Source organism: Nonomuraea muscovyensis (assembly GCF_014207745.1).
GTDB classification, from domain to species: domain Bacteria; phylum Actinomycetota; class Actinomycetes; order Streptosporangiales; family Streptosporangiaceae; genus Nonomuraea; species Nonomuraea muscovyensis.
Window position 1 is genome coordinate 3209693 of record NZ_JACHJB010000002.1, and the last position, 13485, is coordinate 3223177.

General features: G+C 68.7%; 14 protein-coding genes and 1 pseudogene. 8 read left to right on the plus strand and 7 right to left on the minus strand.

The genetic code is table 11. The features are described from left to right. Window positions 1–136: 136 nt before the first annotated feature. The 6 genes from FHU36_RS31545 to FHU36_RS31570 all read left to right on the plus strand — a co-directional run bounded on the left by FHU36_RS31545 (window position 137) and on the right by FHU36_RS31570 (window position 5103). Window positions 137–655, plus strand: a complete 519-nt coding sequence (locus tag FHU36_RS31545; protein WP_185087375.1) for a MauE/DoxX family redox-associated membrane protein — start codon at window positions 137–139, stop codon at window positions 653–655. Next, window positions 655–1173, plus strand: a complete 519-nt coding sequence (locus FHU36_RS31550; protein ID WP_185087376.1) for a TlpA family protein disulfide reductase — start codon at window positions 655–657, stop codon at window positions 1171–1173. The genes FHU36_RS31545 and FHU36_RS31550 overlap by 1 nt, the downstream gene beginning before the upstream one ends. Beyond that, the gene (locus tag FHU36_RS31555; RefSeq protein ID WP_185087377.1) at window positions 1170–2981 is read left to right on the plus strand and encodes an ABC transporter ATP-binding protein; all 1812 of its coding nucleotides are present in this window, start codon (window positions 1170–1172) and stop codon (window positions 2979–2981) included. The genes FHU36_RS31550 and FHU36_RS31555 overlap by 4 nt, the downstream gene beginning before the upstream one ends. A 5-nt stretch (window positions 2982–2986) precedes the next feature. Next, entirely contained in the window at window positions 2987–3421 is a 435-nt protein-coding gene (locus FHU36_RS31560; RefSeq protein ID WP_312891950.1) for a S26 family signal peptidase, read from the plus strand. 49 nt (window positions 3422–3470) lie between these two features. After that, a complete protein-coding gene (locus FHU36_RS31565; protein ID WP_185087379.1) occupies window positions 3471–3701 on the plus strand; it encodes a hypothetical protein in 231 nt (76 codons plus the stop codon). 655 nt (window positions 3702–4356) lie between these two features. Further along, window positions 4357–5103 carry an AfsR/SARP family transcriptional regulator gene (locus FHU36_RS31570; protein ID WP_185087380.1) on the plus strand — a complete coding sequence of 249 codons (747 nt, stop codon included), beginning with the start codon at window positions 4357–4359 and terminating at the stop codon, window positions 5101–5103. Between the two features lie 245 nt (window positions 5104–5348). Here FHU36_RS31570 and FHU36_RS31575 read toward each other — a convergent pair whose 3' ends face one another. The 4 genes from FHU36_RS31575 to FHU36_RS31590 all read right to left on the minus strand — a co-directional run bounded on the left by FHU36_RS31575 (window position 5349) and on the right by FHU36_RS31590 (window position 8527). After that, on the minus strand, window positions 5349–5534 hold the full coding sequence (locus FHU36_RS31575; protein WP_185087381.1) for a hypothetical protein: 186 nt from the start codon (window positions 5532–5534) through the stop codon (window positions 5349–5351). A gap of 158 nt (window positions 5535–5692) precedes the next feature. Beyond that, complete coding sequence (locus FHU36_RS31580; protein WP_185087382.1) at window positions 5693–7597, minus strand: ABC transporter ATP-binding protein; 1905 nt, start codon at window positions 7595–7597, stop codon at window positions 5693–5695. Beyond that, window positions 7587–8018 (minus strand): S26 family signal peptidase, encoded by a 432-nt coding sequence (locus FHU36_RS31585; RefSeq protein WP_185087383.1) that lies wholly within the window; start codon window positions 8016–8018, stop codon window positions 7587–7589. The genes FHU36_RS31580 and FHU36_RS31585 overlap by 11 nt, the downstream gene beginning before the upstream one ends. Continuing rightward, window positions 8015–8527 (minus strand): TlpA family protein disulfide reductase, encoded by a 513-nt coding sequence (locus tag FHU36_RS31590; protein ID WP_185087384.1) that lies wholly within the window; start codon window positions 8525–8527, stop codon window positions 8015–8017. Before FHU36_RS31590 ends, FHU36_RS31585 begins: the two co-directional genes overlap by 4 nt. 236 nt (window positions 8528–8763) lie before the next feature. Between FHU36_RS31590 and FHU36_RS31595 the strand changes: the two genes are divergently transcribed. Then, window positions 8764–9042, plus strand: coding sequence for a hypothetical protein (locus tag FHU36_RS31595; RefSeq protein ID WP_185087385.1), 279 nt, complete (start codon window positions 8764–8766; stop codon window positions 9040–9042). 352 nt (window positions 9043–9394) lie between these two features. Here the strand turns inward: FHU36_RS31595 and FHU36_RS47060 are convergent. The 3 genes and pseudogenes from FHU36_RS47060 to FHU36_RS31610 all read right to left on the minus strand — a co-directional run. Further along, window positions 9395–9891 (minus strand): annotated as a pseudogene (locus FHU36_RS47060) (IS1634 family transposase); the annotation flags it as partial. Between the two features lie 8 nt (window positions 9892–9899). Beyond that, entirely contained in the window at window positions 9900–11333 is a 1434-nt protein-coding gene (locus tag FHU36_RS31605; RefSeq protein WP_185087386.1) for a DEAD/DEAH box helicase, read from the minus strand. Window positions 11334–11690: 357 nt separating this feature from the next. Continuing rightward, window positions 11691–11897 carry a cold-shock protein gene (locus FHU36_RS31610; RefSeq protein ID WP_090769787.1) on the minus strand — a complete coding sequence of 69 codons (207 nt, stop codon included), beginning with the start codon at window positions 11895–11897 and terminating at the stop codon, window positions 11691–11693. Between the two features lie 478 nt (window positions 11898–12375). Between FHU36_RS31610 and FHU36_RS31615 the strand changes: the two genes are divergently transcribed. After that, window positions 12376–13347, plus strand: a complete 972-nt coding sequence (locus FHU36_RS31615) for a hypothetical protein (protein ID WP_185087387.1) — start codon at window positions 12376–12378, stop codon at window positions 13345–13347. Window positions 13348–13485: the final 138 nt, after the last annotated feature.

A 13485-nucleotide genomic window follows, 5' to 3' on the forward strand; every position in this document is an offset into this window, starting at 1 on the left:
ATTTCACGACGCCGCGCCTGTCACCAGGCCAAACTCTTACACCACTCCCATGGACGCAGCCCAGCCAGCCCATGCCGCCGACCGCGCTACCGGCGCGCTAGCGCCGGGCTAATGGGCCGGAAGAGCATCTGGGGTCATGGTTCACGTGCTGGTGGCGAGTCAGGTCCTGCTCGCCACGGTCTTCGTTGTCTCCGCGTACTCGAAACTGCGCAGCCGTGCCGCACTGCAGTCTTTCGCCGCCACCCTGCGATTGCTGCCCGGCCCGGCCCGCTTCCCGGCTGCCATGGCGACGGTGGCCATGGAACTTGTCGCTGTGGCCACCTTGATCGTGCTTCCACACGCGGGGCTGGCCGCCGGCGGGATGCTGTTGATCGCGTTCTCCACGTGGATCGCTGTTTCTCTTCGCTGGGGACAGCGCGAGCCATGCCAGTGCTTCGGCGCGTCCGCGACCCCGCTCGGCCCGGTGCATCTGGTCCGCAACGGGCTTCTGCTGCTCGTTGTCGCGCTGGGTTCGGTGGCGCTGATGTTTCCCGGCGGCCCGGTAACCGTGGTCGGCCTCGCCCTGGCAGTGCCGGTTGGGTTGGCGGGCGCCATCCTCTTGATCGTCTTCGACGATATCGCCGATTTGTTCATGGAAGTCTCGGGGAGTGCGTGATGCCGTATCTGATCGTTGCCGTCGCCCTGGTCGGCGTGCTGTGCCTGCTGAATCTCCTGCTGACGGTCGGAGTGATCCGCCGGATGCGCAAGCAGGCCGCGTCAGCGGCATCCTTGCCGCACATGGAGGAAGGGCTCGCCATCGGGGAGAAGATCCCGCAGTTCGCCGCCACCACCACCGATGGCGAGCCGATCTCCGATGAGCTGATCGAAGGGCCCTCCCTGATCGGCTTCTTCTCCCCGTCCTGCCAGCCCTGCAGGGAACTGATGCCGCGCTTCATCGACCATGCCCGCCGAACCCCGGCTGCCGTGCTCGCCGTCGTCGTCACCGACAGCGCCGAGGAGGCCGTCGCCGACGTGGAACGCCTCGCTGAGGTGGCACGTGTCGTGGTCGAGGCACCTCATGCCGCCATTCAGAACGCCTTCCAGGTCGCCGGCTATCCGACCGTCTTCGAAATCGGTGCGGACGGCAGGGTCACCGACAACAATCCCGTGTTGCCCGCCACCGTCAGCGCATGATCGGAACGGCGAAGGCCGCCGCGGGGGTCGCCCTGCGCGCGGCCCCGGGACTGATGGCGGTCTACGTCCTGGTAATGATCGTTGAGGCGATCGCGCCGATCGCGGTGGCGTGGCTGACCAAGCTGGTGGTCGACTCCCTGGCAGGACAGGTATCGGCGGCCGAGCTGAGCACCCTCGCGGTGGGGCTGGCCGCCGCGGGCATCCTGATGACGGTGCTGCCCCAGCTCATGCAGTACCTGAACAGCGAGATGGGCAGGTTGTTCACCTCCCAGACCACCACACAGCTGTTCTCGGCGACGCTGCGGTTCGCCGGGTTGCGACGGTTCGAGGACCCCGACTTCCACGACCAGCTGCGGTTGGCGAAGAACAGCCTGTCGACGGGACAGGAGGTCGTCACCGGATGCCTGGCGGTGGCGAGCGCGGTGATCACGCTGGCCGGAATGGTCGGCTCCCTCCTGATGGTCAGTCCGCTCCTCACGGGGATCGTCCTGGCGACCGGGGTTCCCGCGCTGGTGGCGCAGTTGCGGCTGTCGCATCGTCGCGCCGCGATGATGTGGGACATCGGCCCGGCCGAACGACGCCAGATGTTCTACGGCGACCTGCTCACCACGATCGCGGCGGCGAAGGAGATCCGGCTGTTCAACAGCGGCCGTTTCCTGCGAGGCCGCATGATGACCGAGTTGCGCACGTCCAACGCCGCACGCCGCCGGATGGACATCAGGGAACTGTCCGTCGAGGGCCTGCTGACGCTGTCGGGCGCCGTGGTCGCGGGCGGCGGGCTGATCTGGGCCGTCGTCTCCGCCGGCTCCGGCGCGTTGAGCATTGGCGACGTGTCCCTGCTGATCGCCGCCATCGGCGCGGTTCAGGCCGCCCTCAACGGGCTGATCATCGGTATCGCCGCTCTCCACCAGGATCTGCTCATGTTCGGCCATTACGTGGCCGTGACCTCGGCCGAACCCGACCTGCCCATTCCCGCCGAGCCCGCGCCGCTGCCCCGGCTGAGCCACGGCATCCAGCTGACCAACGTGTGGTTCCGCTACAGCGAGGATCACCCTTGGATCCTGCGCGGCCTGAACCTGTTCATCCCGGCCGCCGCGTCGGTCGCCATCGTCGGTCTGAACGGGGCCGGCAAGTCCACCCTCGTCAAGCTCCTGTGCCGGTTCTACGACCCGCAGCACGGAAGCATCACCTGGGATGGCGTCGACATCCGTGACGTGCACCCCGATGATCTGCGGCACCGTATCAGCGGAGTGTTCCAGGACCATATGGCCTACGACATGTCCGCAGCCGACAACGTCTCCATCGGCTTCGTCCCCGCCCGTGAGGACGAAACCCGAATCCGTGGGGCCGCTCACGAGGCCGGGATCGACGACACGCTCTCCTCCCTTCCCCGAGGGTACGACACCCTGCTCACGCGGACGTTCTTCAGCGAGGACGACAAGGACGACCCCGACACGGGTGTCGTGCTCAGCGGCGGGCAATGGCAGCGCACGGCCCTGGCCCGCGCAATGTTCCGCGGCCACCGCGACCTCGTGATCCTCGACGAGCCCTCCGCCGGGCTGGACCCTGAGGCCGAGGCCGACGTGCACGCTCGGACCCGACGCCGCCGCCACGGCGCCACCAGCCTGCTCATCTCTCACCGGCTCAACACCGTGCGCGACGCCGACCTCATCGTCGTTCTGGAGGACGGCGCCATCCGGGAAGCCGGAAAGCACGACGCCCTCATGGCCGCCCGCGGCCCCTACGCACGGCTCTTCAACCTCCAGGCGACCGGGTACCGCGAGCCGGAAGAGGCGGTGGCCCTGTGAGGTGGGTGCTCCTACTCGTGAGCTGCGCGTCGGCCTTGTTGATCGTACGGCTGCGCGCGACGTATTCCGTGATCCGGGTCGATGGCGACAGCATGGCCCCCACCTTGACCGACGGAGATCGGCTGCTTGCCCGGCGCGTGACCGCGTCGGCTCTCCGACGCGGTCAGATCGCGGTGGTCCGCGCACCTCGATTCGTCGGCTCGACCTTCCTCGTCAAGCGGATCGCCGGATTGCCGGGCGATCCTGTTCCGCCCTCGGTGGCACCGGTGGTGGCCGAAGATCGTGTCCCCGTCGGCAATGTCGTCCTGCTCGGCGACAACAGCGAGGGCAGCTACGACTCGCGGGACCACGGCTACTTTCCGCTCGCCGACATTCATGCCATCACTCGCCGAAGGCTGTCCCCTGGATATGCGGGGCTGTCAGTAAAGGAGACGGCATAGATCAACTGACCGAGTTCTGAGACCGTAAACGAAGAAATGGAAGAAAAGCGTGAAGATCATAACCGGGCTCGCGGACCGCGCCCTGTCCCTGGTCCTGCCCGAGGACTCTGCCGGCGCCGTCATCAAGTGCTACAACCGACCCATTGGCGGCTACTGGTGGGGGCGGTGCTATTACAACCCCGCCTGCGGCAGCAAGTCGATGAAGGACAAGTACGCGTGCAACTGGGGGCCGGGCAGCACCTTCGGGGTGCGGACCACTCTCGAGCGCAGATGTTGCTAGCCGCGTAGCGACCACTCCGGGGCCGGGCAGTTGCCGTAACGGGGCAACGCCCGGCCCCCTCTGGTGCGTCCAGACCCGAGACGGCCTGCTGCCGAGGGTGGAGCGGGCGCTCGGCGGCGAGCATCCTGACACCTTGCTCACCCGGGCAAGCCTCACCCGCTGGAGGGACCGGCTCACCTCCCAGTTCCCCGACGCGGTGATGGTCCACGCCCCCCGTGCACGTGTCCTGGCTCGACCAGGTCGAGATCTTCTTCTCCATCGTGCAGCGCAAGGTCATCACACCCAACGACTTCGCCGGTCTTGACCAGGACGAAGACCGGCTGATCGCCTTCGAGCGTCGTCACAACGAGACCACCCGCCCCTTCGGATGGAAGTTCGCCCCGGCCGACCTCGAGGACCTGATGGCCCGGATCGAGCGACACGAGCAGAAGGAGCGCCACTCCCGGCAGCGACCATCAGCCTGCCCCGCTACCGGCAGTCGCGTGAACCCTCGGATGACTGACGAACCGGACCACGGAATTCCGGTCGGGTCCGCGGTCGCTCCGGCCACGTGCGCTCCACACCATGGTGGCCCACCGCTGAGCCCCGGTACGGCACGCGCCTGCCATACCGGGAACATACCCGCCATCAGCACAATGCCGATCGGAGGTGCACGATGTTCCAACTGTTGGGACGCTTGGCGGTGGTCGACGGCGGGGGCCGCGCGATCAACGTCCGGGCCGCGAAACAGCAGGCGATCCTCGCCGTTCTCATGCTGCGTCCGGGCGGAGTGGTCAGCGTGGATCGGCTGATGACGGAGCTCTGGCCGGACGAGCCGCCGGCGACGGCCAGAGCGAGTCTGCAAACGTATGTCTACCGCCTGCGACGCACTCTGGCACCGCTGGCCGCCCACGGTGTCGACCTGACCACCCTCGGGAACGGCTACACCCTGGTCGTCCCGGATCGAGCGGTGGACATCAGGGCGTTCGAGCAGCGCTTCACCCGGGGATCTGAGGCTCTGACCGCGGGCAGTCCGGCGGCGGCGGCCGGGCTGCTGCGGGAGGCGCTGGACATGTGGCACGGCCCGCTGGCGCCGGAGATCGACGTCGAAACCGTCCGCCGCGAGCGCCGCCGCCTGGACGCGATGCACCTGACCGCGTCCGAGCTCTGGGTGGAGGCCGAGCTGCGGCTCGGCCTCCACACCGGGGTCATCCCGGAACTGGAGCGCCTCGTCGAGGCCCACCCTTTCCGTGAATCCCTATGGGAGATGCTGCTGCGGGCTCTGGCCGGGCGTGGCCGCCGCGCCGAAGCGCTCGCCGCCTACCGGCGCATGCGAGACATCCTCAGTACGGAACTCGGCATCGAACCGGCCGACTCCCTGCGCCGGCAGCACCAGGAGATACTCCGAGGTGCGCCGCTCTAGCAACAGGTGTTGCACACAATCACGTACTTTCCACAGCTTCCGTCACAGCAGTGCGCCCGAAGTTTCGTTCCGCCGATGCATTTGTAGATGTAGTAGCATTCGACGGCGGCAGCGCTGTGCTGCGGGACGACCATCGCCAGAATCCGGTCGCTGAGCTTTTCTATCGCGTTTCTCATGGTCCTCGATCTCGCGTTCCAAGGGGGCGCTCCCTGGCCAGAGCCTGCCAGGGAGCGCCCTTCACTTACCTAGGCGCACTGCTTTCTCCGGTAGACCGAGCAGTCGCTCCTCCAGCACTTGAAGTAAGCACAACAAATGCTGCCGGCGCAGGTCGTGTGGTCGAGAATGCAGCGTGCGGTGCAGGCGGCCTGCGCATCGCCGGCCGGTACGACCAAGGCGACGATCCGGTCCGCCAAGGCGGTGATGGATTTCATCTTTCCCACCTTCTCTCCGCCGGGCTACTCGCACATGGTGATCGTGCGATAAGTGCAGTTGGCGTAATAGCACTTCATCTTGTAGCACCCGGTGTTCGGGTCGTAGCTGATCTGCACGCACCTCGGGGTGCACGCCGCGTCAGCCTTGACCGTGGGAATCAACCGGTCGATGAGCTTGTCCAGCATTCTGTTTTCACCTCCTTTCTTGCCTCGGGTTCACTGGGCGCGGTATCACTGGGGGCCGTCTCGTGATATCCGCGGGCTTGTAGACGGAAGAGACGGGCGTAGGTGCCGTCCACCGCCATGAGTTCGTCGTGGCTTCCCCGCTCGGCGACGGCCCCGTCCTTCAGGACGACGATCAGGTCGGCGTCCCGCACCGTGTTCAGCCGGTGGGAGATGAGCAGGCTGGTCTGGCCCGCGCGGTGGTGGCGCATCCGGGCGTGCACGTCGGCCTCGGCTTCGGGATCGAGACCCGAGCTCGGCTCGTCGAGGATCATCAGGTCCCGTCCGTCACGGAGGAAGGCTCTGGCCAGGGCGGTTCGCTGCCACTGGCCGCCGGAGAGCACGACGCCGGTCGAGGAGTCCTCGCGGTCCTCCTCGCTGGCGAACATCCGGGTGAGCAGCGTGTCGTAGCCGCGGGGAAGGGCCGCCAGCAGCTCGTCCACGCCGGCCATTCGCGCGGCGGCGCGGATCCGGTCCAGGTCGTCACGGGCATCGACGTCTCCCACGCCGATGTTGTCGCGGGCGGAGAAGTCGTAGGCCATGTGGTCCTGGAAGACGCCGCTGATCCGCTCCCGCAGCGCCTCCGGCCGGACATCGCGCAGGTCGGCTCCGTCCCAGAGGATCGCTCCCCGGCTCGGGTCGTAGAACCGGCAGAGCAGTTTGACGAGCGTGCTCTTGCCCGCGCCGTTGAGCCCGACCAGTGCCACGGCCGCGCCGTACGGGATGAACAGGTCGACGCCGCGCAGGATCCAGGGATGGTCGTCGCTGTAACGGAACCAGACGTCGCGCAGCTCGATCCCCCGGCGCAGCGGCGGCAGCGGCGGCAGCGGCGCGGGGTCGGCCGGCACGACGAGGTCGGGCTCGGCCCTGAGCACTGCCACGTAGTGGCCGAAGAGCCGCAGGTTGTGATCGGTGATCGCGATGCCGTTGACCAGGGTGTCGAGCCCGCCCTGGACGGCGACGACGGCGACGGTGAACATCGACACGTCCCCGACGGTGAGCGTGCCGGTCCGGGCCGCGGCTATGGCCCAGACGAGCCCCCCTCCGGCCACCACGGCGGACAGCAGGGCGAGGGCTCCCTCCGCCGACAGCTCCTTGCGGTCCATCCGCCGCTTGCCCGCCTGAGCCGTTGACAGCTCGGCCATGAGGCGGCCGCGCAGGAATCCGCCCAGGTTGAAGAGCCTGATCTCCTTGGCCGCCTCGATCGTGCTGAGCAGGGTGCTGTAGAAGAGCTGCCGTCGTTCCGCGGGGCCGATCTCCCACATCAAGGTCGTGCGCCGGCGGGACAGCTTCAGCTGCGCGACCAGTGCCGGCACGGCGGCGCACAGCACGATCAGCGTCATGGCAGGACTGATCACCAGTAAGGACCCGACGAAGCCGATCACGGTGACAGCGGAGCGGACCAGGCCGAACGCCTCGGTGACGATGCCATCTGCCCTGGACGTCCCCTCCTGGGCCAAGCGCAGCCGGTCGAGGAAGCGCGGATCCTCGAAAGGCCGGAGCCCGGGAAATCGTGCCGTGGCCGCGAAGAGCCGATCCGTCGTGGTGGCCGCCATGGCGCGGCCGATCTGGCTGCCGAGGTACCGCGAGGCGTGTGGCAGGATCGCGGCGGCGACGCCGGTACCGGCCAGCCCCGCGGCGAGGCCCAGCAGCTCCGACAGGGAGGCCGCCCCGGTGAGGCCGTCGATGACCAGCTTGGTCAGCCAGGCCACCGCGACCGGCGCCGTGGCCGTGCCCAGCAGGGTGAGCGCGTACCCGATCATGGGAGCGGCAGCGCCGCTCCAGCCGGTGGCCGCCGCCTCACGCGCGGAAGCGCTCAGGCGCACCCCGTCAACGGCCATGGTGCGGCTCCAGCTTCCTGACGGTGACGGCACGGAGGTCGTCGGCGTGGAAGAATCCGTGCTCGCGGGAGTCGAAGCTGACCTCGGTGTTGTCACCGATCAGGACGAACCTGCCGGCCGGGACGACGTCGTCGGCGACGACCCTCCGCACCCGCTCCGGGACCGGATCGCCGGGCAGGGCGGCAACACGTTTGATCAGGAACTCGCTGCCGGTCGGGTGCGGGCTCGAGACGACGGCGATCTGCCCCTTGCGCAGCGCCGCCAGGTCCGTGCGCCGGGCCAGGAGCCGATCCCCATGGGTCAGGGCCGGGGCCATGCTGTTGCCGCTGACGCGGATCACCAGATACGTCGCGCGCAGCCGCACGGCCAGCAGGGCCAGACCCGCGAGCCCGCACGCCGCGGCGAGGAACGTCCGCCTCACGACGCCTTGACCTCGGCGGGCAGGGTGTGGCCGCTGCTGACGACCGTGCCCCCGGCGTCGATCGTGATGACCGTCGGGTACGCGTTGACCTTGAACGCCGTCTGAAGGGGACCCTGGGGCGCCTCCGTGACGACACGTGCTACCTCCGCGAGCCGTTCGATGTCGGCTGCGGAGTCCTCGCCGGGGCCGGCGACGACCACGGCGAGCACGGCGTCCGACGTGGCGCGTGCCCGCTCCACGAAGAGCGGGAGCAGGTCCTTGCAGGGCTGGCAGCCCCGGGAGAAGAATCCGACCAGCGCCGGTCCGCTCAGGAGCTCGTCGGAGATCGGCTCGCCGCTCGTGCTCGTGGCGGCGAACTGCGGGACCCTCGCACTGGGCGTGAGGCCTTCCACCGGCATCGACGGCGGCGAGCTCTGGCTGCGCAGGCGGCGGATCACGCCGACGGTCAGCAGCAGGTTCGCCATGCCCAGCAGGCCGACCAGCACGACCGCGGCAACCAGGTACTGCATCACGCCCTCCCCGTTCTGTCCATGAACAACTCGGCGATGTCGTCACCATCGATGAGCACGGCCGCCCCGCCGGCCCAGCCGGTATCGCCGCCGGCAGCCACCTCGTGAAGGTCGGCGCCATCTCGCCCAGCGCCACCACGAGCAACAGCAGGGCGTCTGGCATCAGGTGCACCCAGCCGAGCGAGGCCACGGACGGGCCGAAGCAGCGGCGGGACACTCGCCTGCCCCGCCGGGCGGTGACAGCGATCATCAGACTGAATGCGCCGAGCATGATCCGGCTGAGGACCAGCCCTGGTTCCGGGATCGCCGGGAGCGCAGCCGTCAGCCGCCTCACTCTTCGCGACCACGCCAGCGGCCGGAAGGCGCAGCCTTTCCGGCACCATCACCCGGATGGACACGAACGGGCGCAGGTCAGCGCTGTTGCGCAGCCTGGTGAACGCGGCGACGGCGAACCCTGTCCCGATCAGGACCTGGCACGCGACAAGCAGGAGATCCACGATCCGGATATTTCATGATCCCGCTAGCCCGGCCCTAGCGCGCCGCTAGCCCGGCCGGATCAGGCCTGCGGGGCTCAATACCAGGAATTCGGTGTCTGACCTGCCGGTTCTCTGTGGTTCCGGCTGGCGATCTGGTACCCGTTGATGAGGCCGCCGAGGATGGCTCTGCGGTGGACTCGGTGGTTCGCCGGCTCGACAGGGGATGGCGGTCCGGTCTCGGCTCGCGCTGGGGACAACTGTCCGTCGTGTCGGTGAAGGAGTTGCCGGCGGCCTGGGCGGTCCACGGGCCCGTGGGGTTGGCGGTGACGCCGAGCAGGTGCGCCCGGCGGCCACCGTGTCCGAGCATGATCAGGGCGTACAGGCGTGTCTACATGTGCGCGTCGCGCTCGGCCGCTTCGGGGTGGTGGCAGATGACGAACCGGTCGGTGCCGCTGATCCGTACTTCCTTGATCCGCATGTTGCCCGAGATCTCGGTGTAGCGGCCCTGCCGTGACAGGGCGGCTATCACCTCCGGCGACCCGGAGCGGAGTTCTCGCCGATGACGTAGGAGTGGTCTTGGCCGGGTGACGGCGGTCTTCCGCCGAGGAGCGGCCGCGGCCGGTCACCCACACGATTTCGCCCAGGGCCCAGTCCCGCATGGCGTCCTTGCCCGGCGGATCAGGCGCTGGTCGGAGGCGTTGCCGGGCCGGCGCCAGCAGCGGACCGGGATGCCGTCCCTGGTGACGGCCATCCCGATCACGATCTGCGGTAGATCGTCAGGGAGTCCTTCGACTTGCCGTAGGTCCGAAACCCGGTCGGCTCGCTGTCGTGGCCGTCGGCAAGCCGGTCGCCGTGCTCGTCGCGGGCGACCTGTTCCGCCGGGCGGTCATCCGCCGCTACCCGAATCGTCGGCCGTTCCGTCCGGTCCGACGATTCGCAACCGGTGTGGTGATGGTCACGGGAATCCCCGAGGGAGCCTGGGCGCCCGTGATACGTCGTAGTTCGGCCTCGCCCGAACGGACCTGGCTGGTCTGCGGGACGATACCGGCGTCGGCCATCAGGCGGTTCATGTCACGGCGCTGGTTGGGCAGGACGAGGGTGACGACGCTGCCGGACTCGCCGGCGCGGGCGGTGCGGCCGCCGCGGTGCAGGTAGTCCTTGTGGTCGCTCGGCGGGTCGACGTTGACGACGAGGTCGAGGTTGTCGACGTGGATGCCGCGGGCCGCGACGTTGGTCGCCACCAGCACCGTGACGTGGCCGGTCTTGAACTGGGCAAGGGTGCGGGTGCGCTGGGGCTGGGACTTGCCCCCGTGTAGCGCGGCGGCGCGTACGCCGCTGTTGAGCAGCTTTTCGGTGAGCCGATCCACGGCGTGCTTGGTGTCCAGGAACATGATCACCCGGCCGTCGCGGGCAGCGATCTCCACAGTGGTGGCCTGCTTGTCGGCGCCCTGGATATGCAGCACGTGGTGCTCCATCGTGGTGACCGCGCCCGCCGAGGGGTCGACCGAATGGACCACCGGGTCGGTCAGGTAGCGGCGGACCAGCAGGTCGACGTTGCGGTCCAGAGTGGCGGAGAACAGCATCCGCTGGCCCCCGGGGCGCACCTGGTCGAGCAGGTGGGTGATCTGCGGCATGAAGCCCATGTCGGCCATCTGGTCGGCCTCGTCCAGCACGGTGATGCCGACCTGGTCCAGGCGGCAGTCGCCGCGCTCAATGAGATCCCGGAGCCGTCCCGGGGTCGCGACGACGACCTCGGCACCAGCGCGCAGCGCATTGGCCTGCTTGCCGATCGACATACCGCCGACGACGGTGGTCAGCCGCAGCTTCAGTGACCGGGCGTACGGGGTGAGCGCGTCGGTGACCTGTTGGGCCAGCTCCCGAGTGGGAACGAGGATCAGGGCCAGCGGCTGCCGCGATTCGGCACGCTGTCCGGAGGTGCGGACGAGCAGGGCCAGACCGAAGGCGAGCGTCTTGCCCGACCCGGTGCGCCCCCGCCCAAGGACATCCCGGCCGGCCAGGGAGTTCGGCAGCGTGGCCGCCTGGATCGGGAACGGTTCATTCATACCCAGGCTGGTGAGCGTCTTCATCAGCGCGGGCGGCATGTTCAGTTCAGCGAATGTCGCGGCTGCGGGCAGGGCCGGGGTGACGGTGACGGGCAGTGCGAACTCCCCCTGCGGCGCGGCGGGACGCCGCCCGTAACCACCGGAACGGCTGGGGGTTCCTGAACGGCCCCGAGCCGGCGAGCCGAATCGGTCACCCCTGCCGGAGTTGGCGGAGCCGCCCGAGCGGGCGGGAGAGTAGCGGTCGTGCGTACGAGTTGCCTGGTTCATGCAGAACCTTCCTCAATGCGGCACGTGTCATGCGATTCTCGGCGCGATGAGCGGCACAAAGAATGCGAGCACGAGCCGAAGAAAAGACGAGCCGAGCCGGCGGAAAACAGCCTTGCCTCGGGCGTCGAAATGGTCGGCATCCGCCGGAGAGAACGGCGGCCGCGATGCCGGCCAGTGGGCTGGAGCGGACTTATGCCCGAACCGGAGCCATGAGTGGTCCATCCGGTGTGCGGCGGAAGAACAGACATGCTCTTCCTCGCGGGTTGTGAGGCCGTCACGGCACATTGGGTACCACAGAAGCAAAGCGGCGGGGCCCACACCCTACGGCGCGGGCCCCAGCTGCGTGTTACGTCAGTGTCAGGCGGGAACGATGTTCTCGGCCTGCGGGCCCTTCTGGCCCTGGGTGACATCGAAGGCCACCTTCTGGCCCTCGTGCAGCTCGCGGTAGCCGCCCTGAGAGACGATGTTGGAGTAGTGGGCGAAGACGTCGGCGCCGCCGCCGTCCTGCTCGATGAAGCCGAAGCCCTTTTCCGCGTTGAACCACTTCACGGTGCCAGAAGCCATGTTGATCTCCTCTTGATAGGTGCAAAGCCGAAATCCGCATCGGACGAATTTCGCGTCGCCGCGATAGGTCCACACCCGGAGAAGACCGGCAAACAAAAATGCACCTGAGGCTACATACCGTCAGGTGCACACAAGTTTTTATGGGTACCAAAACTGCAACTGGATCTAACCTAGCACACCTTCAGTCGTGCTGCGCGTGCCCCGCCACCGTCGCGCCCGAACGTCCAGGGGCGGGAATTCGCCGCGATTGAGGGGTCCTGGATCCGGTCTCGACCTGGGCGAGCCGGTCGGGTGCGTCGCCTACGAGACCGAGGCGAAGCTGACGAGGGAGACGTAGCGGGTGAAGCCGGCCTCGTCACACATGCCGTCGCGACCTCCGGAGGACCCGGCCGAGACCTGGTGACGATGTGCGGGGCACCGCCGCGGCGGCAGATTGAGCCGGGTGAACACCTCTCGTCCAACAAATCACCGTACGGTCGTGCCGGTCCTGATCATCGCTGTCTGGTCGGTGAGCTATCTGGTGCTCGGCCTTCTCTGGGCTCTCGGAGCGCCCGGATATCCGTTCGACGCCGGCCGTGCGGGCGCGGGCAACACCCTTCTCGACCCTCTTCCGGCGGCGGTCGGCGGGAGCGTGCTGGCGGTGTCGGCGCTGGTGGCCGGCGTCGTCGCCGTGCTCGCCGCCAGGGGCCCGCTCAACCGGGCCACCGCCGTCGTGGCCGTCGTGGCCGGCGTCGGCCTGGCGGTGCTTCTGCCCGACGTACGCATCATGATGACCGCCGGGTACCTGCCGGTGATGCTCGCCGCCGCGCTCGCCGGCCAGGCCGAGTTCTCGATGATCGCGTCCATGCTGACCTGGCCGAGCGTCAACCTGCTGATCCTGATGGCGGTCGGCGTCAGTCTGATGGTCCTGGGGACGCGCGCGTTGCTCGGAGAGCCCGGGCGGCCCGGCAGCGCCGCCCGCGCGTTCCGGGTCGGGCGGTACGCGACCGCCGTCGCGGTCGCCGTCCCCGTCGTCTACGCCGTCACCCGCTTCGGCTGGCTCCTGGGCATTCCCGTCGGCATCAGTGACGAGTTCCTGGCCTACATCGCCGAGATCACCCCGATCGGCGCCGGTCTCGGCGCCCTCGGTCTCCTCGGCGCGGTCCTGACCGTCGGCCTGGTCCGGCCGTGGGGTGAGATCTGGCCGCGCTGGGTGCCGTTCCTGCGCGGACGACCGATTCCGGCACGCCTCCCTGCCTACTCGGCGCTGGCCGTCTCCCTTCCCATCACGTCCGCCGGACTGATGTACGTCCGCCAGAAGCTCAGCGGCGAGCAGGTCGGCCCGGCCGGGGCCGCCGACGAGCTGGGCGCCTGGTTGCCGGAGATGTTGTGGCCGCTGTGGGGTGCGGCCCTGGCGGTGGCCGCCCTGGCGTACCTCACCCGCCGCCGGTACCACGCACGCCGACCATAATGGTGGACGTGGAAGAGTCCCCGCCTCCGGCCGGCGCCGCGGTGGACACGTTTCTCGGCCGGCATCAGGTGAGCGGCGACGCCGTGCTCGCCGTCCTGCTCGCCCTGCCCCTCGGCCTGGTCTCGTTCGGCCTGCTCC